At 60.0% G+C, this 24,815-nt stretch carries 16 protein-coding genes; 2 read left to right on the plus strand and 14 right to left on the minus strand.

Going from position 1 to position 24,815, the window contains the following annotated elements; all coding sequences use genetic code 11:
• Positions 1–10: 10 nt before the first annotated feature.
• A complete protein-coding gene (locus tag JC616_RS13715) occupies positions 11–916 on the plus strand; it encodes a hypothetical protein (protein ID WP_227103625.1) in 906 nt (301 codons plus the stop codon).
• Between the two features lie 384 nt (positions 917–1,300).
• Positions 1,301–1,735, plus strand: coding sequence for a hypothetical protein (locus JC616_RS13720; protein WP_227103627.1), 435 nt, complete (start codon positions 1,301–1,303; stop codon positions 1,733–1,735).
• Positions 1,736–1,818: 83 nt separating this feature from the next.
• Here JC616_RS13720 and JC616_RS13725 read toward each other — a convergent pair whose 3' ends face one another.
• The 14 genes from JC616_RS13725 to JC616_RS13795 form a co-directional block, all read right to left on the minus strand.
• Positions 1,819–2,208, minus strand: coding sequence for a hypothetical protein (locus JC616_RS13725; RefSeq protein ID WP_227103629.1), 390 nt, complete (start codon positions 2,206–2,208; stop codon positions 1,819–1,821).
• A 119-nt stretch (positions 2,209–2,327) separates the two neighbouring features.
• The gene (locus JC616_RS13730; protein ID WP_227103631.1) at positions 2,328–2,735 is read right to left on the minus strand and encodes a toxin-antitoxin system YwqK family antitoxin; all 408 of its coding nucleotides are present in this window, start codon (positions 2,733–2,735) and stop codon (positions 2,328–2,330) included.
• A 67-nt stretch (positions 2,736–2,802) separates the two neighbouring features.
• Positions 2,803–2,979 carry a hypothetical protein gene (locus JC616_RS13735; RefSeq protein WP_227103633.1) on the minus strand — a complete coding sequence of 59 codons (177 nt, stop codon included), beginning with the start codon at positions 2,977–2,979 and terminating at the stop codon, positions 2,803–2,805.
• A 218-nt stretch (positions 2,980–3,197) separates the two neighbouring features.
• Positions 3,198–3,701 (minus strand): hypothetical protein, encoded by a 504-nt coding sequence (locus tag JC616_RS13740; protein ID WP_227103635.1) that lies wholly within the window; start codon positions 3,699–3,701, stop codon positions 3,198–3,200.
• Between the two features lie 113 nt (positions 3,702–3,814).
• Positions 3,815–4,351 (minus strand): hypothetical protein, encoded by a 537-nt coding sequence (locus JC616_RS13745; protein ID WP_227103636.1) that lies wholly within the window; start codon positions 4,349–4,351, stop codon positions 3,815–3,817.
• Between the two features lie 13 nt (positions 4,352–4,364).
• Positions 4,365–4,664 (minus strand): hypothetical protein, encoded by a 300-nt coding sequence (locus JC616_RS13750; RefSeq protein WP_227103639.1) that lies wholly within the window; start codon positions 4,662–4,664, stop codon positions 4,365–4,367.
• Positions 4,665–4,666: 2 nt separating this feature from the next.
• On the minus strand, positions 4,667–16,762 hold the full coding sequence (locus JC616_RS13755; protein WP_319792903.1) for a two-partner secretion domain-containing protein: 12,096 nt from the start codon (positions 16,760–16,762) through the stop codon (positions 4,667–4,669).
• A 73-nt stretch (positions 16,763–16,835) separates the two neighbouring features.
• Positions 16,836–18,512, minus strand: coding sequence for a ShlB/FhaC/HecB family hemolysin secretion/activation protein (locus JC616_RS13765; protein ID WP_227103641.1), 1,677 nt, complete (start codon positions 18,510–18,512; stop codon positions 16,836–16,838).
• Positions 18,513–18,673: 161 nt separating this feature from the next.
• Positions 18,674–19,939: a nitronate monooxygenase gene (locus tag JC616_RS13770; protein ID WP_227103643.1), complete on the minus strand. Its 1,266-nt coding sequence runs from the start codon at positions 19,937–19,939 to the stop codon at positions 18,674–18,676.
• 252 nt (positions 19,940–20,191) lie between these two features.
• Positions 20,192–22,201: a M13 family metallopeptidase gene (locus tag JC616_RS13775; RefSeq protein WP_227103645.1), complete on the minus strand. Its 2,010-nt coding sequence runs from the start codon at positions 22,199–22,201 to the stop codon at positions 20,192–20,194.
• Between the two features lie 206 nt (positions 22,202–22,407).
• The gene (locus JC616_RS13780; protein WP_227103648.1) at positions 22,408–22,827 is read right to left on the minus strand and encodes an ExbD/TolR family protein; all 420 of its coding nucleotides are present in this window, start codon (positions 22,825–22,827) and stop codon (positions 22,408–22,410) included.
• Between the two features lie 13 nt (positions 22,828–22,840).
• Positions 22,841–23,284: an ExbD/TolR family protein gene (locus tag JC616_RS13785; protein WP_227103650.1), complete on the minus strand. Its 444-nt coding sequence runs from the start codon at positions 23,282–23,284 to the stop codon at positions 22,841–22,843.
• Positions 23,285–23,294: 10 nt separating this feature from the next.
• Entirely contained in the window at positions 23,295–24,026 is a 732-nt protein-coding gene (locus JC616_RS13790) for a MotA/TolQ/ExbB proton channel family protein (protein WP_227103652.1), read from the minus strand.
• A gap of 50 nt (positions 24,027–24,076) precedes the next feature.
• Positions 24,077–24,733, minus strand: coding sequence for an energy transducer TonB (locus JC616_RS13795; protein WP_227103654.1), 657 nt, complete (start codon positions 24,731–24,733; stop codon positions 24,077–24,079).
• Between the last annotated feature and the right edge of the window lie 82 nt (positions 24,734–24,815).

Genomic DNA, 24,815 nt, shown 5'->3' on the forward strand with positions numbered 1-24,815 from the left:
AGGAGCGCTTATGAAAATTTCAGACCTATTGCTCAGCTGCATTCACCCGCGCGGTTCCGCGGACCCGGACACCCCGCCGCAAACCGCGCTGGCCGGCGAACTCAAACGCGCGCAGAACAGCGACGCCAACGCCGCCCTGCTGCGCGCCGCGCCCAGCTCAAGCGCCGCTCGCTCCCGCGCCCACGACAGCGCGCTGAACCAAGCCAGACGCCGCTTCGCCACCGCCGCGCCAGCCGGCGTGGACCCGGCGTTCAAACCCGCCCAGCAACGCTTCGCCCACTGGCTGAACCAGCAACCGCTCAATACCTGGCGCCAACTGCTGCACAATCACCAAGCCCGCGAAGTGCACGCCTTCATTGACGCCCACACCGAAGACATGGCGCGCCGCGACCTGGCCAGGATGCCCGGCGCGGACGCCAAGGCCCTGATCCAGGCTTACCGCGAAGCCATGATCGCCGCCGCCGCCCAACTCTACCCGCAACAAGCCGAGCGCTTCCGCCAGGGCGGCGTCAGCACCCTCAGCCAGCAACTGGAGCAACTCAGCCAGCAGGCAGGACTGGACTGCAGCAACAAACGCCCGCTGCAACAGCAGGCGCTTCAGGAGCTGATACGCGCCACGGCGGACCAAATAGCCGACGCGCTGGAGCAGACCAAACCGCAGTTGCTGCGCAAAGCGCTGGAACAGGCCAGCAACGCCTACCAGGCGCACCCGGCCGCCACCCGCCGGCAAGCCGCTTGCCAAGCCGCCGCCCAAACCTTATCCGGCGAACGCGAAGCCAGCGACCAAAGCACGCTGGGGCTGTCGCTGCGCCGCGCCGGCGGCACCCGTCTCAGCCGCCGTCATTACGACTCCATCCGCCTGAGCCGGGAAGCCTTCGCCCAGCGCCGGATCACCCTGGGCAAGCGCGCCGGCTAAGCCTGTCCAAAACCCCCGCCCAGTGCCCGCCGCATCACCGGCGGCTGGGACCGGGGCGGCTTGGCCACAAGCCCAAGCCCAAAACTCGGCGGCCGCGTGCCCTTGACCCGCCCCGCCCGCGCCGCCACAATCGCCTGCGTGCCGACCCACATCCGGCACTGGGACTGGAACCCCAAAAAACTTCACTCTCAGCGAACGGGCCGCTTTGCGGCCCTTATTGTTCGCCGCCTGAGCACGCCCATACGGCGGGCGCAGGCTGCGGGAACGGCTTCGGCCGTGCCGAGAAGAGAGTGATCGGTGTTCCAGTCCTGTGGTCTTGCGCCCGCCTCCCGACTGGAACCGAGAAGCGGGGACATCATGCACACTCTCATAGGAGTCTCCCTAATGTCCCAAGCACTTCCCCCGCGCCGTCATTACCGTCCCAAGCCTCACGAAACCCAGGCCACGCAGCTGCCCTTCGTCCGCCACCTGCCTCAACGCGGCCAGCCCCACCATTGGCAGATGCCGCCGGCCGACGACTACGTGGACGCCTGCGCCTACGGCCGCGAATGTGCCGCCCACTTGGCCCAGTACCTGAAAGACAATCTGGACCGCCACAACAAGGGCCTGCTCGGCAAGATCGCCTACGACATCGACTTCCGCGACCCTCACCACGCCCGCGGCTATTGGGTGGGTTTCTTCAACTACGCGGAGCAGTTGATGGTGTTGGGCGCGCTGCGCTGCGACGTCTTCCAGCACGTGGACAGCGTGCACGCGATGCAACGCGCGCTAATCGCCAAAACCGAGCTGGAAGGCAAAACGCCCGGCCGCAATAGCTAAGGCGTAAAAAAAGCGGCGCGCCGGATTGGCGCGCCGCTTTCAAATTCTCGCTCATTAAAAAATCTTAACCCCAGCAATTCAAATCAGCCCAACTTTGTTAAAAACACCTCTGTAATCAACTCCATATCTTCTCTCAGCCCATCCGCCTCCTCGTGGTAGGTTTCAAAAAACTGCTCATCCACGCCCATATAAATTTCCTTCAGCTCATGCAACACATCCCAGTCAAATGGATCATCCACTGCAAATCCATCACTTATACCTCTCACTCGCTTAAATAGCGCAGTATAAATAGCAACCTTTCTGAATTGCGACCCAAGTTTACATGGCCTCTCTAGTTCATCATAAGCACATGCGAACTGCTGCCCAAGGTCGTAGCCGAAACTAGCGCCCCTTGAAAACTCAGAGTCAACTGTCTTTAACACTGCCGCATAAGTACGATAACACTCAAAATCTACCTTTTTTTCTGGAATCACGGCTTCTCATTGCAAAATTAATCATTCCTGCAGCGCCCCAAGAGGTAGCACCACCCTAGGACACACTCCCTCACCCCACCACTTACCTACAACATGCTAGCTCACACCACATATCCAACTTAGAGCCGGCCCTCGCTCCACATATGCCGACGAATCTCCAGCAATTCATAACCTTCTGCTGATGGAGTCAAGCCATACTCGCTAATTAAGCCCCCCTTCACATCCCACTCTTTTCTTTCTATCAAAATTCCACACTCATAGCTACAAGTGATCTTCACCCCGCCATGCTCAAACCACTCCACGCAGCATCCATGGAAATAATTCCTGCGATACGACTCTTCTTTAAACGGCTTGCCAGAGGAATACCAGATATTGACCGTCCCATCTAGCAGACCATCCACATACATAGTCTCACTGATTAAGACATCCTTTATCTCTTCGTATGCAACACCACTAAAAGGCGCCCCAGCATAAATGCAAATTCGCTCAACCGAATAGTCCAACTCACCCTCATCAACCCTCAACATTTACCCCACCTCTCCGAACCTTATCCGCTTACAAAACAACAAGACCTGAACAACTCGCAGAAACAATTCACACTCGTTCAACACAATCAAAAGATGACTTACCTGATTTTTTAAAATTTGAATATATTTTTTTACTCAGCAACTTCAGGCTCTGGGCTGCACGAACACCCAGATCCGGGCGCTGTTTCAACACTTCCTCTTCAAGCACGCCAAACTCACCCGTTACTTTATAAGCATGGCTCAATATATCATGGCACAAAAAAATCTATTCTGCATCACTCTTTTAAAATTCCAAAAAACACCGGCACACTCTTCCTTTGCCGCCACTGAAATCAAATCATACATATAGGTCGTATCATCCGGGTGCACGTGTTTCATCACTTACAAAAACACCTAGATCCTTCCTAAAGCCGCCATGAGAATTATTACGCCCACAGCCAAGCTCAGCAATAAATTCTCAAACTAATTTGCGCTCTGAAGCAAAGACAAGCCATTAATACTTTCCTCGGGCAACCCTCTTACACAGACCCAGCAAAGCCTTCCTGAAAATCCAACCCCAAATTCAACACAATCAGACACGGCAATCCACTCCGTCGCATCAACATCAGCCCAAGCAATCATTATCTTATTTGAATCATAGAAAACCCGAACCTCAGCCCTCTCATCCAAAAGCATCTCTTCATGCCACCAATCAACCGAAAAACATGGCACTCCAATCTCTTCTCGCAATGAAGTACTCAGCTCAGGAACTCCACGCTCAAAACAATCAAAAATCACCAAAGAGAAGCTGGTCACCACCCCACTTTTTCGATCAACCCCTATTTCAATTAATGAACTCTTAAAATTACCTAGCCTCCAATAAACACAATTACAACTCTCTCCATCAGTCAAATCAAATTTAAATGGAAGATAATCTCCAAATTCAGCGACCACCTTCTTGCCTCGTTTCGATCCTATTATTTTCAACAGTTCACACTCTTCTGCCAAGGCGTAAAAAGTAGCGAATCACATTCAAATCCTCACGGACTATTTTTATGTAAATAATCTTCAGCCACTCAAAATCCAGATCATGCACACAACTACCTTTTAAGTTTTGGAAGAAAGAACTCCTTTCCTGTTTCTCTATCTACAAACACATCCACACCATCATCTTGTCGCAAAAACACCAAATTTGATGGAGCATCAACGCCAGCCACAAATTTGCCATTAGCACTCAAAGAGTCTGCATAACGCCATCCTTCTGGCGCCATGACTTTTGCTTTAACAGCCGGAGGCACAAAGCAAACTGCAACGGGTTGCCTTGGATCATCATCCCAATCCGCGCAACCGAACCCTAACCAGTCACAAGAAACCATCGGCCCATGCATTTGATCAACAACCACAAGATCCACAGCTGCTCCATCATCGCCCTTGTACCTCAAGCCCATTTCGCTTAGAGTTTCCACATAACTTCGCGTCTCATGAGGACTCACAAAGTGAACGCATGCCAGTTCACCATCCGAGCGGAGTGTTTTATTTGGGAGCATCCGCATAAAATGCGCAATACCCCCAGGCACCTTCTCAATAATCGATCGACAACGAATAACTACCGATATACCTTCAATTAATACTGCCATCATTCACTCCAGTTTATTTAGAACGTTGCACCCTATGCCATTGAGTAAACGCCCTCTCGTCAGGTTCATTGCCTAAAGCTTCATAAAACTGAATTCTATCTGCCATGAGCAAAGACTCTTCTCTACAAAAAAACTCTACCGTTTGAACAGATTGATTATATAAAGCACAAAACGATGGATCAGTAAATTTTTTATAATAATCACACACTAGGCCAATCGCCCCTTCCTCTGTGTGACCATAATCCTTCTGCAGTTGAAAAACTATTCGTTCAAACAACCAAGCCTCATCCTCACCTGTTGATGGAAGCAACAATTTTATCTCCTTAGCATATATTTATTAAACAAATCCACCGCTTCTTTTGTATGTATGCTTGTTTGATTACCTCTAGCAGGCAATGTTCTTATCCCATTTCTGCCAACCCCACCAAACATTGGCCCTGTTACCAAATCAAAAGTATACTTCCACTCATCAGGCGGAAGGTAAGGAACAGTTGTCAATTGCCTATTCATTGCAACAAAGTCAGCCCATTCTCCATTTGCCCCTCCAAAAACCTTGCTATTTAGTTTTTCAAGCTCTGATTTAGGCACTGAGAATTCAACGACATCTTGCGAATTTTTGCTCATCATAGTTGCGGAACTAATAGCTTCATCACGAGAGGTTGTCATATAAAAACCAGGACCAAAATCATTGGTCAATTTCGACTCAGACAAATCCACACCTATCGATCGAATATTGGCGGCATTCTTTGGCGATGTGCCATGATAAAACATTACGAAATCATTCGCTGCAGATGAAGCATCTAATCCACTCGCAGTGCCGACTCTCCCTCGGAGACTAGCAAGGCCCTCACTCCCCAGCAATGGTCCTGTCGCAGCCTTAAACGCTCCACGCAAAACACCAAATCCAGCAAACAGATCCAACTCTGGCATTGTCTGCACTAGGCCAGGCTCGCCATTCTTGATGGTGTGCTCAGACGAAACAATGTTTGCAATCTGCTGCAACACTCCCTGCTCTCGTTTGGTCTCTCGGATTAAAAGCTGAGTAAACGCGAGCTTTGCCTGATTAGCTTCCAGATCACACTTGACAGCCACAATGGAACAACCCGACTCGACTCTCTTCTGGAGTTCCTGCGCCTGCGCCTCCAACTGCTCCAATTGTTTTTTCTGATCATCTATATTTCCGATCAAAGGCCCTAAACCAGAGAATGCGCCAAGCATGCCCTCGTCACCTTCTCGCGCCAGCTTATCAATTTCAGCATTACGCGTGGCATCCAACCATTTTAGCTGATCCCGAACCTGGCACGCGTTTGCATCCCCCTCACGGCATGCCGCCTCCACCGCGATTAACACTTTCTTCTCGGGTAGGGACAGCGTGTTGTTCTCCATCTCCGTTTTAGCCGCATTCACCGTAGTCGCGGCGGTGCTGCCACCACCAGTGGCGGTAGACAAACCAGCCAGCAGACCACTGACCAGGTTCTCGCGTTGCAGTTTCTCCGCTGCCGTCATCTTGCTAGCGTCGGTTTTCTGCAGCTGATCCAAAGCACTATTCAGCGCCACCGCGGCGGCGGCCCCGGCAGCGCCCGCGCCACAGCTCTGGCCGCTGGCGCTGGCTCCGCCGCAGGCCAGCGCGGCATGCAATACCGCGCGGACGGTTTCGCCTTCCGGCGTTTTGGCGCCGCCCTCCATCCCGTCAACCAGTGCTTTCACCTGCTGAGCGCCCAGGCCTTGCAGATAGGCGATGCCCGCGTTTTGCGCCATGCCGCCAAGACCGTTGGCCAGGTTGCCGCCGATGCCGGCGGTGACCGCGGTCAGAATTTGACCATAGGCGCCGCCTGGCGCCCATTTGTCGGCGTCGGCCTTGGTGTCCGCGGCGGCGCGTTCCAGCCGCTCAAGATCGCTGGCCGAGGCGGTCGGATCTTTGCGCGCGGCGTCCAACGCGTCCTGAGTGGCCTTGGCCGCCTGCGCCTTATTGGACAGGAAGGTGCCCACTTGTTCGTGCAGCGCGGCGGCGGCATCGAACAGCGCTTGCACCTGCTCCTTGTCGAAGTTGTTGGCCAGCTTGCCGCTGCCATCGGTGGCGCTATCCACATTACGGTTGAGCTTGGCGGCGGCATCCGCCGCGCTTTGACCGGTCAATGTTTGTTGCAGCGCATTATTGGTGATCTCCAGCTTGCCGCCGCTGATGCCGCTGCGCGTGGTGCTGGCATCGTGATCCGATGCCGCCATCGCCATGCCGGTGACGCCGCCAGAACCTGCGGTGACGGTCACGCTGCTGGCGGTGAAGTCGGCATGATTGTCGATGTCCTTGGTGACCAGCGCGCCGGTGCTCAAGCTGTTCTTGCCTTGCTGGATGGATGCCGCGCTGCCGGCGATGACCGCGCCGGTGAGTTGGGTGCTGCCCTTGACTCTGAGCTGGAAACCGCCATCCCCGGCCTTGATACCGGACTGCTGCTGCACGCTGGCGTAGTCCGCATCCATTTTTTGCTGGCTAAGCGACACCGAACCGCCACTGCCATAACCAATAGTCACACTGCCACTTATGCTTTGATTCAGGCTGTGATAACTACTGGTATCTTGCAGACTTTCCAGTTTCAGATCACCGGCAATGGAGCCAACTATTTGCTGACCTCTAGCCTCTCCTTGCAACGTAAAGTCTCCGCCGGATCGAATATCCAACCTGCCGCCGGCGTTGAGTTGGCTGAGCTGGTTTTGTGTACCATTGCCATCAGCCTTGCCTCGGCTAGCACTGCCATTGGCTGTAAAGCCGAATGTCGGTTTGTTATTTTCAATACCAATCACTACTCCCACCCCTCCACTACTGGATTTGGAGGTAGTGCGTTCACTGCTGGTGCTTTGCGCGGCCAGCAGAGTAATTGCGCCATCGGCTCTGATAGTGAGGTCCTTGCCTGCCAGCAATTGAGCTCCATGGCCGGCAATGGTGCTGTCCTGGCCCGCACCCGCAGCCTGCGTGAACAGATTACCGCCGGCCTTAAGCAGGCTACCGCTTTCCGTATGACTGTCGCTGACGGTGGTGCTTTCGCTCTGGCTCCCACCCACAGTAATACTGAGCTTGATACCGCCTCCGTTCTGGGTAGGATTGCCCCCCGCCATGGCTTGTTGATAGGCGGTGTAACTGTTGTAGCCGGCCAGGCCGGCGGTGGCGGCGGACAAGGCTTTCACCCTATCGTCCTTGCTGCTGACCAAGGTGTCGGTGGCCGCGGCAACGGCCTGCAGGCCGCTGAGCAGCGGGCTAGTGATCTGCACGGTGAGGCCGCTGGATTTGCTGGTGGTTTTCTGCACGCTGTGCCAAGTGTCCACCGCCGCGTCCAGTTGTTGTTTCTTGGCATCCACCAACAGGTTGCCGCCGGCGGTGACGTCACTGCCTTGCAAGGTGAGCACACCGCCGGCTTTCAATTGCAGGTCGCCGTTGATGCTGCCCACCAGGCTGCGGTTCTGGCTCTGGGTACTGCCCGCGCCGTTCATTTCCTGGGTCAGCTCCTTGCTGCCGACCGTGAAGCCGATGCCGCCACCGGAGAAGAAGCCGGAGGTTTTTTCCTGATGGAACTGGAACACGCGCTGGGTATCAGTGCCGGAACGGATGCTAAGATCGCGCCCCGCCGTCAGACTGACCGTACCGCTGCCAGCCACCTGGCTAGCCTGGATATTGAGGTCCTGTCCGCTTTGCATTGCAATCTTGTCGGCGGAAACGGTGGAGCCGATTTGGGTGGTATTGTCATGCGCGCTGATATCCACCGTGGTTTTGCGGCTGAACGCGCCACCGGAGCTGCGCACGGTTTTGTGGTAATCGCTGTGACGGTTTTCCGCGCTGCCCAGCGTGATGTCGCGGCCGGCCAACAGCGTGGCCTGGCCATCGCTGCCAAGGCTGGCGGCCTGGGTCGTGATGTCACGGCCTGCATTAAGGGTCAAACCACTGGCGCCAGACAGCGCGCTGCCGTGCTGGCTAAGGTCGTAGTTGTTATGGATATCGCCATTGGTGTAGTAGTTGTCGCTGCGGCTTTGGGTAGCCACCGCCCCCAGGCGGATATCCTGGCCTACATTCAGCGTCAAACCGCCATGGCTGCCTAGGCTGGCGCCGTTCAGCACGGCGGCGTCGCCGGCTTGCAACTGCAGATTGCCCTGGCTGGTCAGGCCAGCCACGGTAAGGCTGTCCGTTTGCCAGCTGTGACCATAGCCCTTGGAACCCATCTGCACATTGAGCTGATCTTGTCGGCTGTTGACTTCGCTTTGCACGGTCAACTGCTTGCCGGCCAGCGCCAGCAGGCCACCGCCGGCCTGGGCTTGGGAGCCGTTGAGGGCTAGATTGCCACCGGCTTGCAGCAGCATATCGCCGCCGGCCTGCAGCTGGGTGGCATGGCGGATCTGGTCCAGTGTCGAGTACGCGCCCCAACCCCAGCCGTTCCAGCTGCCCTGGCCTTGCTTGCTGTCCAGTGTAGATTGCAGGGTCAGCTCATTGGCGGCCACGGCCAGCAACTTGCCGCCAGCCTTGACCTCCGCGCCGCTAAGCGTGAGGTCGTGCCCGGCGTTAAAGCCCAGGCTGCCACCCACTTGCAGCGTGCTGCCCACATGGTCGACCTGCTGGTAACTGTACTGGCTGCGGCCGGTGTTGCCTGCATAGCTGTAGCGGTTTTCGCGGCTGGCGATGTCCAGATCGCGGCCGGCCTGCAGTTTCGCGTCGCCGCTGACCCGCAGCTGCGCGGCTTGCAGCTTGAGATCATTGCCGGCCTGCAGCTGCAAGCTGCCTGCCTGGATCACGCTGCCGGCCTGGCTGTGTTGCTTGTCGTCGCTAACGCTCAGGTTGTAGCGAGCGCCAAGGCCCAGATCGCCGCCGGCCAGCACTTTGCCGCCTTCGATGCGGATATCGCCCGCCTGCGCCAACAGACTGTTGTCCGCCTTCAGGGTGCCGCTGTTGATCAGCGAGCCATCGGCCAGCAGCTCCATATGGCTGCCGGCCAGCACCGCGCCCTGGCCGCGCAGCGATTGCTCCTGCGCCTTGGCCAGGTACACCACCGGCACCAACACGTCATGACCGTCGACATTCTGCTTGACCAGCCACACAATGTCCGCGGTGAGTCGGGACATCTGCTCCGCGGACAGCGCCACGCCCGGCGTCAATTGGAATTGCTTGGCGTATTCCGCGCCCTGGCTCATCAATTGCTGGTATTGCTGCGTCGCGTTGGCGTTGCCGCCGATGAAGCGCTTGCCGGTCAGTTCCGTCACCGCGCGGCTGACCAGTTGCTGCTCGTAGAAACCGTCGCCCAGGCGCTTTTCCACGCGGCTGGGGTCGTAGCCCAATTGTTTGAGCAGATAATCCGACGAAATGAAATTGCCGTATTGGGTAAAGCGCGGATCGGTTTCCACCAAATAAGGCTGCGCCGGCGCCGGACGGGTCTGGAACAGTCCGTTATTGGGCAGGCTATAACCGCCGGCTACCGGGTTGGCCGCCTTGGTGCCGGCGGACTCCAGCAATACTTGCTGCGGCAGCACCGAGGTTTTGACTCCATCCCACTGCGCGCCGGTCAGGCCGCCCACCGCTGATTTTTGCAGATCCGCCGCTGCTTGCGCGCCAGTCAGCTGCCCGGCCAAGGTTTGCGTGGAGGCGACGGCATCCGGCGGCTTGCCGCCCAGATTCTTGCCCTCGCTGGCCATGTCGCCATCGGCTTGCGCCAAAGCCTTGCCCGCTGCGGTGTTTACCGCCGTCGCTTTGGACTGGCTGTCGCCGGTAGTTAGAGAGATATCGAGCTGAGAAGCCTTGCCGTTGGAAATGGTGGGGGCTTGTAATGTGAGTTTTTTGCCGGTGCTAATGGTCGCGTCCAGTGAGGCTAGGACTTCAGTACGCGTTGTGACGGTTGTAGCCCCCACTCTACCAGCAGGGAAAACAGCTTGAGTCGTTTCGGTTACTGTCTTCAACAGCTTTTGACCAACATTATTTACTTGATTGCCAGCCACCAAAACCAAGTCACCGCCAGCTGAAATTGAACTATATTTATTAAAAACACCTGAAGACTGAATAGATAAATCACCTGCAACCAACAGTCTCGCAACGCCCCCTCCCCCAGCAGCCATATCGGTCTTAACTGAAACCGAGTAATTCCTTGCCATTTCACCTGGAACGCCAACCTCATCTCTACCAGCCACTGAAATAGGTAGCGGGTAAATATTTATTTTCGGCGCGGCGCTATAACCATCAACAACACCACCAGATATAAATGACTCTGCCACACCATAACCAAAAATCATTGGATCCAAATTACCCGATAGCAGCTGACGTGAAGTAGTCGGTAGAATATGTTTTTTAGGATCATAACCCGGCAAATAATAATAACCTGCCTGCCAACCACTTCCCACCTTTAAAAAATATGGAATTGACACCAACTTAGAGCCAACAGAATCTTTAACAGTAATATACTTTCTTTCCTCATCAACTGATGCCACCCCATTCAAAGAAACAAAGCCAACATAGGACATGCTGCGATCACATTGACCAGCGCCATCCTTTCCACAACTCACATGCTCATAAACCACAGAAGGAAGCATATATAATGTTTTTCTATAGCTTTCGACACTTTCTTTACTTGGCAGCACTTCTACTGGATTTGCCTCATTACTCACCCTCCCCGCATCAATAAACATATTGCCATCGGACTGCAGGGTCGCCACATGGTTAATCACCTGCCCTGTGGCCGCCCCTGCCTTGCCTATGCGCATATCACCCTGGCTATACAACCAGCTGCCGTCGTGATTATTCAAGGTTTGTCCGATATCCAGCACCATATTGCCGGCAGAGGCGATCAGCCCCTGGTTGCCGCCGTTGTCCAGGCTGGCGGCCTGGATGGAGATATCGCCGCCGGTGATGGAGTGGGTGTTCAGCACGCTGGCGGCGTTCAGTTGCAAACTGCCGGCGCTGAGCTTGCCGCTATTGCTGAGCGCCTGGCTCAGTGCAGTGCTAAGTTTGCCGCCTGCGTTGACCTCGCCGCTATTGGTCCAGCTGACGCCGTTCAAAACCAAATCGCCGCCGGCCTGCAACTGGCCGCTGTTGATCAGATTTCCGCCGCTGCTGATGCTGAGCTTGCCATTGGCTTGCAGCTTGCTGCCCGACGCGTGGATGAAGTCGCTGGCGAGGGTCAGGCTCAAATCCTTGCCGGCCAGGAAGGAGCCGGAATTGCCCAGGCTCACGGTGTCGATGCCCAGGCTGCCCACGCTCAGCAGGCTGCCGCCGGCATTGTCCAGTCCTTGCGCCTTGATCCGCCAATCGCCGTTGCCGGCGATCTGGCCGCCGTTGTTCAATTGCCCGCTGAGGGTCACACGGCTGTCGCCGCTGCCCAGCGCCAACAGCTTGCCGCCCTGGTTGAGCAGACTGCCGCTGTCCAAGGCCAAAGTGTGGCCGGCCTGGATCAGGCCGCCGGCGTTGTCCACGCTGGCGCTGTCCAACTTCAAGGCGCCGTTGCTGCCCAAAGCCCCCTGGCGATTGTCCAGCACTCCACTCGCGCTGAGCTGCAGATCGCCCTGACTGCTGAGCGTGCCGCCAGCATTCAGCAGGCCCGCCGCCGTCACCTGCAGTTGACCGTTGGACAGCACCTTGCCCTGCAGACTGTTGTCCAGCTGGCCGCTTAACTCCAGCTTGGCCGCGCCGTCTCCCGCTTGACTGAGCAAGCCCTGCTGGTTGTTCAGCTCCGCGGCTTTCAGTTGCAGTTGCCCGGCCTGGATCTTGCCGCCCTGGTTCTGCGCCACTTGCGCCACTTGTACGCCCAGCTTGGCCGCGCTTTGCAAAACGCCTTGACGGTTGTCCAAGGCCGCGGCGTTCACCTCCAGACCGCCATTGCCGGCCAACAAACCCTGTGCGGAGTTGTCCAGCGTCCCGCTGATGTTGACCTTGCCGTCGCCGCTTCCCAACACCTTGATGCTGCCGCCCTGATTACCCAGGCCAGCCGCGTGCATTTGCAAGGACTCGGCTTGCACCGTGCCGCCTTGGTTGCTCAAGGCCGCGCCCAGCTGCAGTTGCAGCCCTTGTCCGCTAACCAGGGCGCCGCCCTGATTGTCCAGACCTTGGGCCAATTGCAATGATTGCGCGCCCAGGCTGCTCAACGAGCCCTGCTGGTTGTTCAAGGATTGAGCCGCAAGCGTCAGGCCGCCGTTGCTGAACAGCGTGCCTTGCTGATTGTCGAGACGCTGGCGCACCTGCCATTGCGCCATGGTCTGTCCCAGGTGGCGGATTTCGCCGCCCTTGTTGCTGAGCGTATCCGCCTTCAGGTTCAGGTCTTTAGCGACGATGTGGCCGCCGTCGTTGTTCAAGCCGGCTTGCTTCTCCAGCTTCAACTCCCCGGCCGATTGCAGCGTGCCGCCGTGGTTGTCGATGTCAGCGGCCTTGATGTCCAGCCCGGCATTGCCGGCGATCTTGCCCTGGTTGTTCAGCTGGCCGCTGATCTCCAGGCTGCTGGCGGCGTCCTTGCCCAAGGCCAGAATCTGGCCCTTGTCGGCGTTGCTGACGCTGGCCGCCGTCAGTTGCAAATCCTTGCCGGCCTGGATCAGGCCTGCGCCGTTCTCCAGTTGCCCAGCCGTCAGTTTGAACTGGCCGTCGCTGCCTAGCAGGCCATCATTGCGCAGCACTTCGCTGGCGCTAAGACTCAGACTTTGCGAGCCGATCAGGCTGCCCTTGGCGTTGTTCAGCTGCAGCAGCTTGGCGTCCAGCGCTTGCTGGGCGAAGACTTCGCCGCCCTGATTGCTGAGCGTGCCCGCTTTCAGGTTCAGGTCTTTGGCGACGATGTGGCCGCCGTCGTTGTTCAGGCTGGCTTGCTTCTCCAGCTTCAACTCACCGGCCGACTGCAGCGTGCCGACGTGGTTGTTGATGTCGGCGGCCTTGATGTCCAGCCCGGCGTTGCCGGCGATCTTGCCCTGGTTGTTCAGCTGGCCGCTGATCTCCAGGCTGCTGGCGGCATCCTTGCCCAGCGCCAGAATCTGGCCCTTGTCGGCGTTGTCGACGCTGGCCGCAGTCAGCTGCAAATCCTTGCCCGCCTGGATCAGGCCCACGCCGTTCTCCAGCTGCCCGGCCGTTAACGTGAACTGGCCGTCGCTGCCGAGCAGGCCATCGTTGCGCAACACCTCGCTGACGCTGAGGTTCAGGTTTTGCGAACCAATCAGGCTGCCCTTGGCGTTGTTCAGCTGACTCAGTTGAGCATCCAACTGTTGCTGGGCAAACACTTCCCCGCCCTGATTGCTGAGCGTATCCGCCTTCAGGTTCAGGTCTTTGGCGACGATGTGGCCGCCGTCGTTGTTCAGACTGGCTTGCTTCTCCAGCTTCAACTCGCCGGCCGACTGCAGCGTGCCGCCGTGGTTGTCGATGTCGGCGGCCTTGATGTCCAGCCCGGCATTGCCGGCGATCTTGCCCTGATTGTTCAACTGGCCGTTGATCTCCAGGCTGCTCGCTGTGTCCTTGCCCAGCGCCAGAATCTGGCCTTTATCGGCGTTGCTGACGCTGGCCGCCGTCAGTTGCAAATCCTTGCCCGCCTGGATCAGGCCTGCGCCGTTCTCCAACTGCCCGGCCGTTAGCTTGAACTGGCCGTCGCTACCCAATAGGCCATCGTTGCGCAGCACATCGCTGGCGCTAAGACTCAGACTTTGCGAGCCGATCAGGCTGCCCTTGGCGTTGTTCAGCTGCTGCAGCTTGGCGTCCAGCGCTTGCTGGGCGAAGACTTCGCCGCCCTGATTGCTGAGCGTATCCGCCTTCAGGCTCAGGTCTTTGGCCACGATGTGGCCGCCATCGTTGTTCAAGCTGGCTTGCTTCTCCAGCTTCAACTCCCCGGCAGACTGCAGCGTGCCGCCGTGGTTGTCGATGCCGGCGGCCTTGATGTCCAGCCCGGCATTGCCGGCGATCTTGCCCTGATTGTTCAGCTGGCCGCTGATCTCCAGGCTGCTGGCGGCGTCCTTGCCCAAGGCCAGGATCTGGCCCTTGTCGGCGTTGCTGACGCTGGCCGCCGTCAGTTGCAAATCCTTGCCGGCCTGGATCAGGCCCGCGCCGTTCTCCAACTGCCCGGCCGTCAGCTTGAGCTGGCCGTCGCTACCCAATAGACCATCGTTGCGCAGCACATCGCTGGCGCTAAGACTCAGACTTTGCGAGCCGATCAAGCTGCCCTTGGCGTTGTTCAGCTGCTGCAGCTTGGCGTCCAGTGCTTGCTGGGCGAAGACTTCGCCGCCCTGATTGCTGAGCGTGCCCGCTTTCAGGTTCAGGTCTTTGGCCACGATGTGGCCGCCGTCGTTGTTCAAGCTGGCTTGCTTCTCCAGCTTCAACTCCCCAGCCGATTGCAAGGTGCCACCGTGGTTGTCGATGTCGGCGGCCTTGATGTCCAGCCCGGCATTGCCGGCGATCTTGCCCTGATTGTTCAGCTGGCCGCTGATCTCCAGCTTGCTGGCCGCGTCCTTGCCCAGCGCCAAGATTTGCCCTTTATCAGCGTTGCTGACGCTGGCCGCCGTCAGTTGCAAATCCTTGCCCGCCTGGATCAGGCCCACGCCATTCTCCAGCTGCCCAGCCGTCAGCTTGAACTGGCCGTCGCTGCCGAGCAGGCCATCGTTGCGCAACACATCGCTGGCGCTAAGACTCAGGCCCTGCAAGGCGGTCAATCGCCCTTGCGCGTTGTCGAGCTCCGCCGTCTTGAGCTCGGCTTTGGCGTCGCTGTGCAGCTTGCCTTGCTCGCGGTTGTCGATTTTGTCCGCGCTCACTCGCAGCGTGTCCGCGCCGGCGTGGCTGATCTCGCCATGCCGGTTGTCGATGGCCGTAGCCTCCACGTCCAGCGTTTTGCCCTGGCTGGAGATCACCCCGTCGCGGTTGTCCAACACGCCCTGCAAACGTACGGAGCCGGCCGCCGCGCCGCTTTGCGCGATCAGGCCGCCGCGGTTGTCCAGCGCCCTCGCCTGCAGTTCTAACTGCCCGGCGCTCAAGGCGCCTTCTTGCAGCTTGATGTCCTCGCCGGCTTGCATGCGGGCCAGGCCTCGGGCGCCCAGCTTGGCTTGCGAGGCGTTCAACTCGCCGCCCGTCGTCACCCGCAAATCGCCGTGGCGGGCGCCTACAACCGCCCCCTGCAACTGGGCGCTGCCCGCCTGAATGCTCACATCGCCGCCGGCCAACAGCTCCCCATGGAAATCCAGGCCCTCGCGGCTGCGCAGCGTCAGCGCGCCGGCCTCGCCCAATTTGCCGTCGGCTTGGGCGCCGGCGGCTACGCTGCCCTTGCCCGCCACCGCGGCCGCTTCAATGCCGAGCGCGCCGCCCGCCGTCAGGCTGCCTTCCAGTTGGGCCGTGTCGGCGGCGGTCACTTGCAAGGCGCCCTGGCTGCGGGTCTGGCCGCTGTGTTCCAGCTTGCCCACGCTGTTGAGCTTGATGTCCTGCTGGCTGAAGGTCTTGCCCTTCAGCACCAGGTCGCCGGCGCTGCTCAGCTGCAGATCGCCGGCCCGCGCCGCCATCTCGCCTTGCTGCTTGACGCCCACCCCGGCCTCGGTGCCCACCAGGCGGATGGCGTTGGCGTACATGCCGCCCAGTTGCGCCACGTCCAGCGCGAAGGCCGGCGCGGCGGAACCGTCGGCCGCCAGCGGTCGCGCCTGCAGGGTGTCGGCGTCCACCTGGTTGCGGCCCAGCACCAGCTCCAACTGCTTGGCGTGCAGGTCGGCGTTCACTTGCAGCGCGCGGCTGATGATGGCGAATTTATCGACATTGCCGGCGTTCAGGCCGGCGCCGCTGATATTGACGGCGCCGCCGTTGACCTGAAAACCGGTCAGCGCGCCCTGGGCGTTGAGTTGCGGCGTGCCGGTGCTCAGCATGGCTTGCTGGGTGTTGATGAAGCCGCAGCCGCTGCAGCTGATGCCCCACGGGTTGGCCACTACCACTTGCGCGCGCTGGCCCGCCACTTCCAGATAACCGTTCAACTGCGAGGGGTTGGCGTGGGTGACTTCGTTGAGGATGATGCGGGCGCTGCCGCCGGCCAGATTGGGATTGCCGCCGACATAGCCGGCCAGCTGGGTATTGACGACTTGCACGCTGTTGTTGAGCACCGCCCCTTTGGGGCCGACGTTGAACTGCTGGTACTGGTTGTGGGACACGCCGGCGGCGGTGGGGGCGGCGATCTGCACCACCGGCAACCCGTTGTTGGCCTGAGTCACTGTCGGCCGTTTGCCGGCCGCCGCGCCGGGATCCGCCGCAATGTCCGCCGCCAGCGCGACGCTGCCCAGGCCGACGCCCACCCACAGCGCGCATAGTTTGAAGCCGAAGCCGCGCGCGGCGGCGAATCTCGCCCCCGCCGCATTCAGGCCTCGGCCGCCGCCCTTGCCCTGCCCGCTTGCGGTTTCCTGCACCGCCATCAGTTGGCCGCGCGCTTGGTTGAAGATGATGCGATAGAGTGTTTTGTTCATGATGGCGTCGTCGAAACGGGACAGGGCCCGGCCTTGAACGCACGCTCAAGGCCGGGAGCTCGGCAAAACGGGCTTATTGCCAGAGCAGGGTCAGATTGAAATGGGTAATGGCGGACCGGTTCCAGCCTTGCGGCTGGCGCATTGCGCGTTCGTGGCTGAGTTCGGCGCTGAGTTTGCCCGCCAACTGCGCGCGCAGGCCGGCGGCCCAGCCGGAAAGGCTGCGGCTGCTGTCGTCGGCGTAAGCCGGATGCGACACCCGGCCGGCGTCCAAGCCCAGATAGCCTTCCAGCTGCGCGCCGGCCAAGGCCGGCAGCGGCGCGCTCAGCTCATTGCGCCAGTACAGGCCGCCGCGGCCGCTGAGGCTGTTGCTGTTGAAGCCGCGCACGGTGTAACGGCTGCCGATGGAAAACTGTTCCGAAGGCAGCAGCGGATCGGCGCTGTACTGGCCGCGCAGCTCGCTACTCCAACGCCAGGTTTGGCTGCCCAAGCGCAGCGGCAGCTGCAAGGCCAGACGGCTTTGAAACAGTTCATGGCGGGCGGTGAAGCCGGAGGCGGCCGTTTGCTCTTCGTTTTGCGCGCCCCAGCCGCCGATGCCGCGCTGATACGCCAGCGAGGCGTCCAGCACCGCTTCGCCCAGATAGCGGCGATGACTCAGCTCCAGGCCGGCGATGGTCAGATCGCGGCGCTGCTGCGCGATTTCCGCGTCTTCGATAAAACTGCGCGAGGCCTTGCGGGTCAGGCTGGCCTTGAGTTCGGTCTTGCTGCTCTGGTCTCGGTGAAGCAAGCGCGCCAGCGATAGCAGGGTATTGCGGCTATGGCCGCTGGAAGAGAAGGATTGGTTGACGCCCTGCACCGTTTGCCGGTACGCGAACGCGCTATAGCTGGCGAAGGCGGTCCAATCGCCCCAAGGCAGCAGCCAGGACACGGTATGCGCCTGGCTCAGCGGGTGGGCGATATGCTCGGCGTCCTGACTCCAGGACAGGGACAGCAGATCGTTGAAGCCGGTGGCGCCGCCCAGCAGCAGGCTTGCGTTGCTCTGCAGCCTGCCGGTGGCGGGCTGGCCGCTGTCGTCCAGGCTCAGTTGCCCGGTCAGCTGGCGCGCGCGGCTGCGGCTGACCGCCACATCGCTTTCGCCCGGCTGTTCTCCGGGGACGATTTCCATCGTCGCCTGCTGGGTGGGCACCCGCCCCAGCTGTTCCAGCCCCTGCTCCAGCGCGCGCACATTGAGGATGTCGCCGGCGCCAAGCGGAAAGGCGGACGCCAGGCCGCGGTCGCCCGGCCCGTCCTTGAGCCGGACTTGATGGATGCGGCCGGGCACCACCGCCAGCCGCAAGCGCCCCTGCGTCAGGTTTTGCTCCGGCAGATACACCCGGCTAGTGACATAGCCGCGCTCCACCATCGCATTGCTCAGCTCCGCCACCACTTGGTCCAGTTGGACCAAGCCCAGGCATTGGCCTTGCCAGCGGGCCGCCGCCACAGGCAGCCAGCCGCGCCAGGCGGCGGGCATGCCCTCTAATACAAGTACCCGAATGGGGAAGCATTCGCCACCGTAATATTGTTCTACAATTTCAGACTTGGACTTAACTTGTGATTGAAAAGCATCTGGACGCTCTTGCAGTTCTTGACGCTGAAGCTCCAATTGCTGCTGATGGTTTATAAGTGGCTGATCAAAAACACGACCATCGAGAGGTGCGGCTTGTACAGCAGGCAAGACAAAGCCGCCAAGAGTGGCGGCAATCAAGTTCTTCATAGTCAGGGAACGGCTTAGCGCATTTATCTTAAATTATTCAAATACAATTTTCTCCGGTATTTTAAATAAAAATGCTTATACAAGAATTACGTAAAAACACGTAGCTGCGAATAAAAAAGACGGGAGCTCATGCTCCCGTCTTCTTCATGAAACCGCTCAGTTTATGCGACGACCCTACTTTCCAGCTCCGGCAAGGCGATTTTGTGATCCTTGCTGTATTGGTAGTCGTGGAACACGTGCTCGGCGCTGAGCAGTTGATAGCCGCCGTCTTCGCGCCGGACTGTGGTGTCTTTGAGACGATAGGCGTTGTGGCCGCAGGTCCAGCAATCGAAATTGCGCATCTGCGTGCACAAACAGGTCTTGTCCCACACCTTGATGCGGCGCTCGCCGGGGTGGGCCGCCACTTCGCGGTTATAGGCCTCGATATAGGAACAGCCGCCCTTGGCGTCCAGCAGATAGCCGTAGGCCTCGCAATTGGGCCGGATGCCGTCGCCGATGGCCGGACAGTGCTTGATCATCCGCATCGGATAGCCGGTGGGCGACAGCTGGTTGACTTCGATGTCGTCCTCGTTGGCCTTGAAGTATTCCTGCTGCACCTTCTCCGGCAGGCCGCATTCGCGCGCCACGGTAAAGCGGGTGGCCACCTGCACCGCGCCGGCGCCCATTTCCAGGAACTGAGTCGCATCGCTGCCGGTGAACACGCCGCCGGCCGGAATCAGCGGGATATCCAGTTGTTCCGCCCGCAGCCAGTCGCGGATTTCCACGACGATGGCGGCCAGATCGTATTGCGCCCAGTCCATGCCGAAGCCGAGGTGGCCGCCGGCCAGCGGGCCTTCCACCACCACGTAGTCCGGCAAGCGGTTGCTGCGCGCGCTCTTTTTCAGGAAGAGCTGCAGGGCGCGCAGCGAGGAGACGATGATGCCGAGTTTGGCGTCGCGAAAGCGCGGGTGGTCTTCCATCAGCGCGAAGGAGCCCAGGTGCAGACCGGCGGCCAGGGTGATGCCGTCGATGCCGGCGTCCAGCGCGGCGTGCATGCGCGTGCGCAAGGTTTCCTTGGGCGCGTTCATGGTCAGCTTTTCCATGCAGTTGATGAAGACCAGGCCGTCGCCGCGTTTGGCTTCCATGGTCTTGCCCACATGCATGCGGGTGGCCTCAGCCAGCAGGCCCAAGTCGAACTGCACGACGGATTTGTCGCTGTTCTCGACATTGAATTTGTACTGCTTGAGCTTGTCTTTGACGTATTTGGTGTTGAAGCGGCGGTCGGTCACCGTGGGCACCATGGCGTCGGAAATATGGCCCACGCCGCCCAGCCTGGCCGCTTCCAGCGCCAGCGCCGAGGTGGAGATGTCCACACCCATGCCGCCTATCATGATGGGCACCAGCTCCTGCTTGCCCAGCCGCAGTCTGAAATCGTCAACGCACTTCATTAAATCAGCCTATCTCTCCTGAATGCTGGCGGGCATTATCCCCCCGCATTGTGGGAAAATCCATTTTTTTAGAGTTTTTGCTCCGAGCTCTCGGCCGGGGCCGAGACCGCCGGGCCGCAATCTGGACTTTAGCCCGCCCAAGCCACTATGCGCCCGCCAGATTGCAGCCGTGCTACGCGCCTGCCATTGAAAAAGCCGGGAGACCCCGGCTTTTTCCAGCCCGCCGACGCGCGGCGGGCATTGCGCCGGCGCTTACCAAATTCGAATGCGCTCGTCCTGGGGCTTGAACATCTTGTCGCCAGGCTTGACCTCGAAGGTTTCGGCGAAGGCGTCGCTATTGCTCGCCGCGCCGATGGCGCGGAACTCCCCCGGCGAATGCGGATCGGTCACCAAACGCGACAACAAGGCCTCGTCGCGAATCTTGGTGCGCCACACTTGGGCGAAACCGTAGAAGAAACGCTGGTCGCCGCTCATGCCGTCTATCGTCGGCGCGCGCTTGCCGTCCAGGGACAGCAGGTAGGCTTTGTAGGCGATTTGCAGGCCGGCGTTGTCGGCGATGTTCTCCCCCAGCGTCAGTTCGCCGTTGATATGCTTACCCGGCAAGGGTTCGTAGCCGCTGTACTGCGCCACCAGCTTGCCGGTCAGCTGGTCGAAACGGGCCCGGTCTTCCGCCGTCCACCAATTGCGCATATTGCCGTCGCCGTCGAATTGGCTGCCCTGATCGTCGAAACCGTGACTGATTTCATGCCCGATCACCGCGCCGATGCCGCCGTAATTGGCGGCGTCGTCCGCCTTGGCGTCAAAGAACGGCGGCTGCAGAATGGCGGCCGGAAACACGATTTCGTTCAGCGACGGGTTGTAGTAGGCGTTGACGGTTTGCGGCGTCATCCCCCACTCCTCGCGGTCCACCGGCTTGCCCAAGCGGGCCAGCATGCGGCGGTATTCGAACATCGAGCCGCGCTTGATATTGCCCACCAGATCGTCCCGCTTGATCTCCAGGCCGCCGTAGTCTCTCCACTTGTTGGGATAGCCTATCTTCAGCATGTATTTGGACAGTTTTTCCTGCGCGGCCTTCTTGGTGGCCGGGCTCATCCAGCTGAGCGTGTCTATGCTCTGGGCGTAGGCCTTCATCAGATTGCCCACCAGCGCTTCCATCTTGGCCTTGGACTCCGGCGGGAAGTAAGCCTGCACATAGAGCTTGCCCAGGGCTTCGCCCAGATTGCCCTCCACCGCCTTCACCCCGCGCTTCCAGCGCGGCTGTTGCTCCAGCGTGCCGGCCAGCGCCTTGCCGTGAAAATCGAAACGGGTCTGCGCCAGGACGCCGTCCAGATAAGGCGCGTAGGCGTCCAGCGTCTGCGCCGTCAGATAATCCTGCCAGTCTTGCAGCGGCAACGCGGCCGCCAGCTTGGCCCAGGCTTCTGCATAGCTGGGCTGATTGACGTTGACGGCGCTGATGCCGCCGGCCTCGGCCGCGTCCAGAAAAGCTTGCCAGTCAAAGCCCGGCGCCCGCTTTTTCAGCTCGGCCACGCTCATCTTGTTGTAAGTCTTTTGCGGGTCCCGGTTCTGCACCTTGCTCCACTGGGCTTCCGCCAGCTTGGTTTCCAGCGCGAACACGCGCTGGGCGCGCTGCTCCGCGTCGGCGTAGCCGCCCAGCTTGAATAGTTTGACCAGATAGGCGCGATAGGCCTGGCGCGCCTTCTCGAAGCGCGCGTCCTTGCCCAGATAGTAGTCGCGGTCCGGCATGCTTAGGCCGTTCTGATACAGGCCGGCCAGGTATTGGCGCGCGTCCTTGGCGTCCGCTTCAACGTAAAAAGCCAAGGGCTGTTGCACGCCCAGGCCCTGCGCCGCGCCCATCCAGGCCGCCAAGGCGCTCTTGTCCTTCAAGGCGGCGATGGCCGTCAGTTCGCCGCGCATCGGCGTCAGGCCCAGCTTGTCCAGCGCGGCCTCGTCCATGAAGCTGTGATACAGATCGCCGATCTTTTGCGCCTCATCCGACGCCTTCGGCTTGGCGGCGGCCTCCTCTATCAGCTTGCGGCTGCGTTCCAGGCTCAGATCGCGCAATTGCTTGAAAGCGCCGTCGTTGTCTTCGGACGCCGGCAACACCGCGTGCTTGACCCAGGCGCCGTTGACCGCGTGATAGATATCGTCTTGCGGACGCACCGCGCTGTCGAAATGCTGTTTGTCGATGCCGGACACGGCGCTGGCTTGCGCTTGCCAAGCCAGCAACAGGCTGGCGGCCATCAGGGCTAACTTCATTTTCATCGGGGTTCCTTTCACTCCATTTCTCTGCGGCCCTGTTTTCCTTGTTTTGGTTCCGGTGAAAATGCCGGGCCGGCTCGCAATTGCGAAATAAAGGCAGCCCGAAGGCTGCCTTTTCCTCACAAAGGGTCAAACATCAATTTCATGACAAAGACAATATATGGATCAAGACAAGTTATATAAAGCGTGTCTTGGCCGGACTCGCGGGATCACTGCACAAACTGCTCGGAGCCCACGATGCCCAATTTAGTCACACCCAAACGCTGAGATTCCGCCAGCACCATCGCCACCGGCTCATACCCCGCGTCCTTGTTCGGCTTGATGTGGAACTCCGGCTGCGGCGCCCGCGCCGCCGCTTCCGTCAGCTTCTTCTCCAAAGCCTCCCGGTTCGCCAAACGCTCTCCGTTCCACAAGATCCCGTTGTCCGCCGCAATGTCGATCTGCACCACCACCGGCTTCTCCATCGGCTTCGCCGGACTGCTCACCGGCATGTCCAGCTTCACCGCGTGCGTCTGGATCGGGATGGTGATAATCAGCATGATCAGCAGCACCAGCATCACGTCGATCAAGGGCGTGGTGTTCATCTCCACCATCAGCTCGTCGTCGGACGAGCCTACATTCATACCCATCTTGCTCTCCCTTCTAGTTGCGCGGCGGCGGTTCGGTAATAAAGGCGATCTTCACGATCCCCGCCTGCTGCACCGCCAGCACGATCCGGCCGATCGGGCTGTACTTCGCCGCCAGATCCCCGCGGATGTGCACTTCCGGCTGCGGCTCCTTCTTCGCCTCCTTCACCAGCCGCGCCAGCAGCTCTTCCTGCGTCTTCACCGGCGTGGTGTTCCAGTAAATGGTGTTGCCGGTGTCCACCCCCAGCACGATGTTCTCCGGCTTGGTCTGCGTCGGGATATTGCTTTCCTTCGGCAAGGCCATCTTCACCGTCTGCGTCACCACCGGCACCGTGATCAGGAAGATGATCAGCAGCACCAGCATCACGTCCACCAGCGGCGTGGTGTTGATCGCGGACATCACCGCGTCTTCGTCGCCCTTGCCGTGGCCTTGGCCGAATCTTGCGTTGCGCCCCTTCATCGCCGTCGCCTCAGCGCGCGTTCAGCAGGCTGGCGTGCAGGCGGCCGGCCACCACGCGCACCATGTCCAGCACCAGCTTGTTGCGACGCACCAGCCAGTTGTATCCCAGCACCGCCGGCACCGCCACGCCCAGACCGATCGCGGTCATGATCAGCGCCTCGCCCACCGGGCCCGCCACTTTGTCGATGGACGCCTGGCCGGACATGCCGATCGCGGTCAGCGCGTGGTAAATGCCCCATACCGTGCCGAACAGGCCGACGAACGGAGCGGTGGAACCCACGGTGGCCACCACCGACAGGCCGTTTTGCATATGGTGGCTGGCGGAGTCCACCGCGTCGGAGATGGCCATCGACACCCAGGTGTTGAGGTCCACGCGGCCGGCCAGTTCGCCCTTGTGCTCGGCCGCCGCGTCAATGCCGGCCACCGCCACCGCGCTGAACATGCCTTCGTCGGCCAGTTCGCTCGCGCGTTTTTGCAGTTCCGCGCCGTGAGACGCCAGCAGTTCCCGGCCTTGCTTGAGCAGGCGGCGCTGTTCCAGCAGTTTGACGATGCCCACGTACCAGGTGGCCGCGGACATGATCAGCAGAATGATCAGGGTGCCGCGCGCGACGATGTCGCCTTGCGCCCACAGGGCGTCGATGCCGTACGGGTTGCTGGTCACGTGCGCGGTTTCGGCGGCCAGGACAGGCAGGCTGGCCAGCAGGGCCAGGGCGGCAAAGGCGGTGCGAGTGGTCTTGGTCATGCTTTGGTTCTCCTAAGAGTTGCTGTGCTCCGGTCGAGGCGCGCTCGCGCTCATTCGCCGGAGTCGAGTTTGAAGCCGAATTCCTGGCTCAACAGGCTGTTGGGTTTGCAGCTATAGCCTTGCAGCGCGGCGCTGATCGCCGACTGGAAGCCGCTGCGGTAACGCGGCGGGATGCCGCCGTCGAACGAGATGTTGGCGATGTGGCTGAAGCGGCCGTTGTCGCCCACCTGGAAGGCCACGCGCACCACGCCCTGGATCTCGTCCTGCTGCGCCTTGCTCGGGTATTCCGGGGCTTGCAGCTGGGTGCAGTTGGCCTTGGCCGACACCGGGCCCTTGGGCGCTTCCACCGCCGGGGCGGGGGTGGGCGCCGGCTGCGGCGCCGGGTCCGAGGTGGTGGACTGGATCGCGTTGGCCGTGGAGGTGACCGGCGGCGGATTGACCACCGGCGGCACATAGGCCTGCGGCTTGGGCGCGGCGGTGGGCTGCACCACTTTTTCTATTTTGGGGGGCGGAGGCGGCGGAGGCGGCGGCGGTTCGCTGATGACCGCCACTTCCACTTTTTGCTGGATCACTTTGACCACGCCCTGGGCCAGGCCCGACACCAGCGCGTAGATCAACAGTGCATGGAAGACGATCACGCCGACCAAGCCCGCGATGCGGCGCTTGGGCGGGGGACCACCGATTCCTCTGGCTGTGATGCTCGTCATGTTTATATCCACTGTCTTCTGATTCGCCCGGCGGCGGCGCGCCACCGGGCCCGAGAACGGGACGGACCCCAGTCCGCCCCAT

Source organism: Chromobacterium rhizoryzae (assembly GCF_020544465.1).
GTDB lineage: Bacteria > Pseudomonadota > Gammaproteobacteria > Burkholderiales > Chromobacteriaceae > Chromobacterium.

What these genes read in the sequence shown, in the direction of transcription:
- JC616_RS13715 (WP_227103625.1), top strand. Translation starts at nt 11, where the DNA reads ATGAAAATTTCAGACCTATTGCTCAGCTGCATTCACCCGCGCGGTTCC.
- JC616_RS13720 (WP_227103627.1), top strand. Translation starts at nt 1,301, where the DNA reads ATGTCCCAAGCACTTCCCCCGCGCCGTCATTACCGTCCCAAGCCTCAC.
- JC616_RS13730 (WP_227103631.1), bottom strand. Translation starts at nt 2,735, where the DNA reads ATGTTGAGGGTTGATGAGGGTGAGTTGGACTATTCGGTTGAGCGAATT.
- JC616_RS13745 (WP_227103636.1), bottom strand. Translation starts at nt 4,351, where the DNA reads ATGGCAGTATTAATTGAAGGTATATCGGTAGTTATTCGTTGTCGATCG.
- JC616_RS13755 (WP_319792903.1), bottom strand. Translation starts at nt 16,762, where the DNA reads ATGAACAAAACACTCTATCGCATCATCTTCAACCAAGCGCGCGGCCAA.
- JC616_RS13765 (WP_227103641.1), bottom strand. Translation starts at nt 18,512, where the DNA reads ATGAAGAACTTGATTGCCGCCACTCTTGGCGGCTTTGTCTTGCCTGCT.
- JC616_RS13770 (WP_227103643.1), bottom strand. Translation starts at nt 19,939, where the DNA reads ATGAAGTGCGTTGACGATTTCAGACTGCGGCTGGGCAAGCAGGAGCTG.
- JC616_RS13775 (WP_227103645.1), bottom strand. Translation starts at nt 22,201, where the DNA reads ATGAAAATGAAGTTAGCCCTGATGGCCGCCAGCCTGTTGCTGGCTTGG.
- JC616_RS13780 (WP_227103648.1), bottom strand. Translation starts at nt 22,827, where the DNA reads ATGGGTATGAATGTAGGCTCGTCCGACGACGAGCTGATGGTGGAGATG.
- JC616_RS13785 (WP_227103650.1), bottom strand. Translation starts at nt 23,284, where the DNA reads ATGAAGGGGCGCAACGCAAGATTCGGCCAAGGCCACGGCAAGGGCGAC.
- JC616_RS13790 (WP_227103652.1), bottom strand. Translation starts at nt 24,026, where the DNA reads ATGACCAAGACCACTCGCACCGCCTTTGCCGCCCTGGCCCTGCTGGCC.
- JC616_RS13795 (WP_227103654.1), bottom strand. Translation starts at nt 24,733, where the DNA reads ATGACGAGCATCACAGCCAGAGGAATCGGTGGTCCCCCGCCCAAGCGC.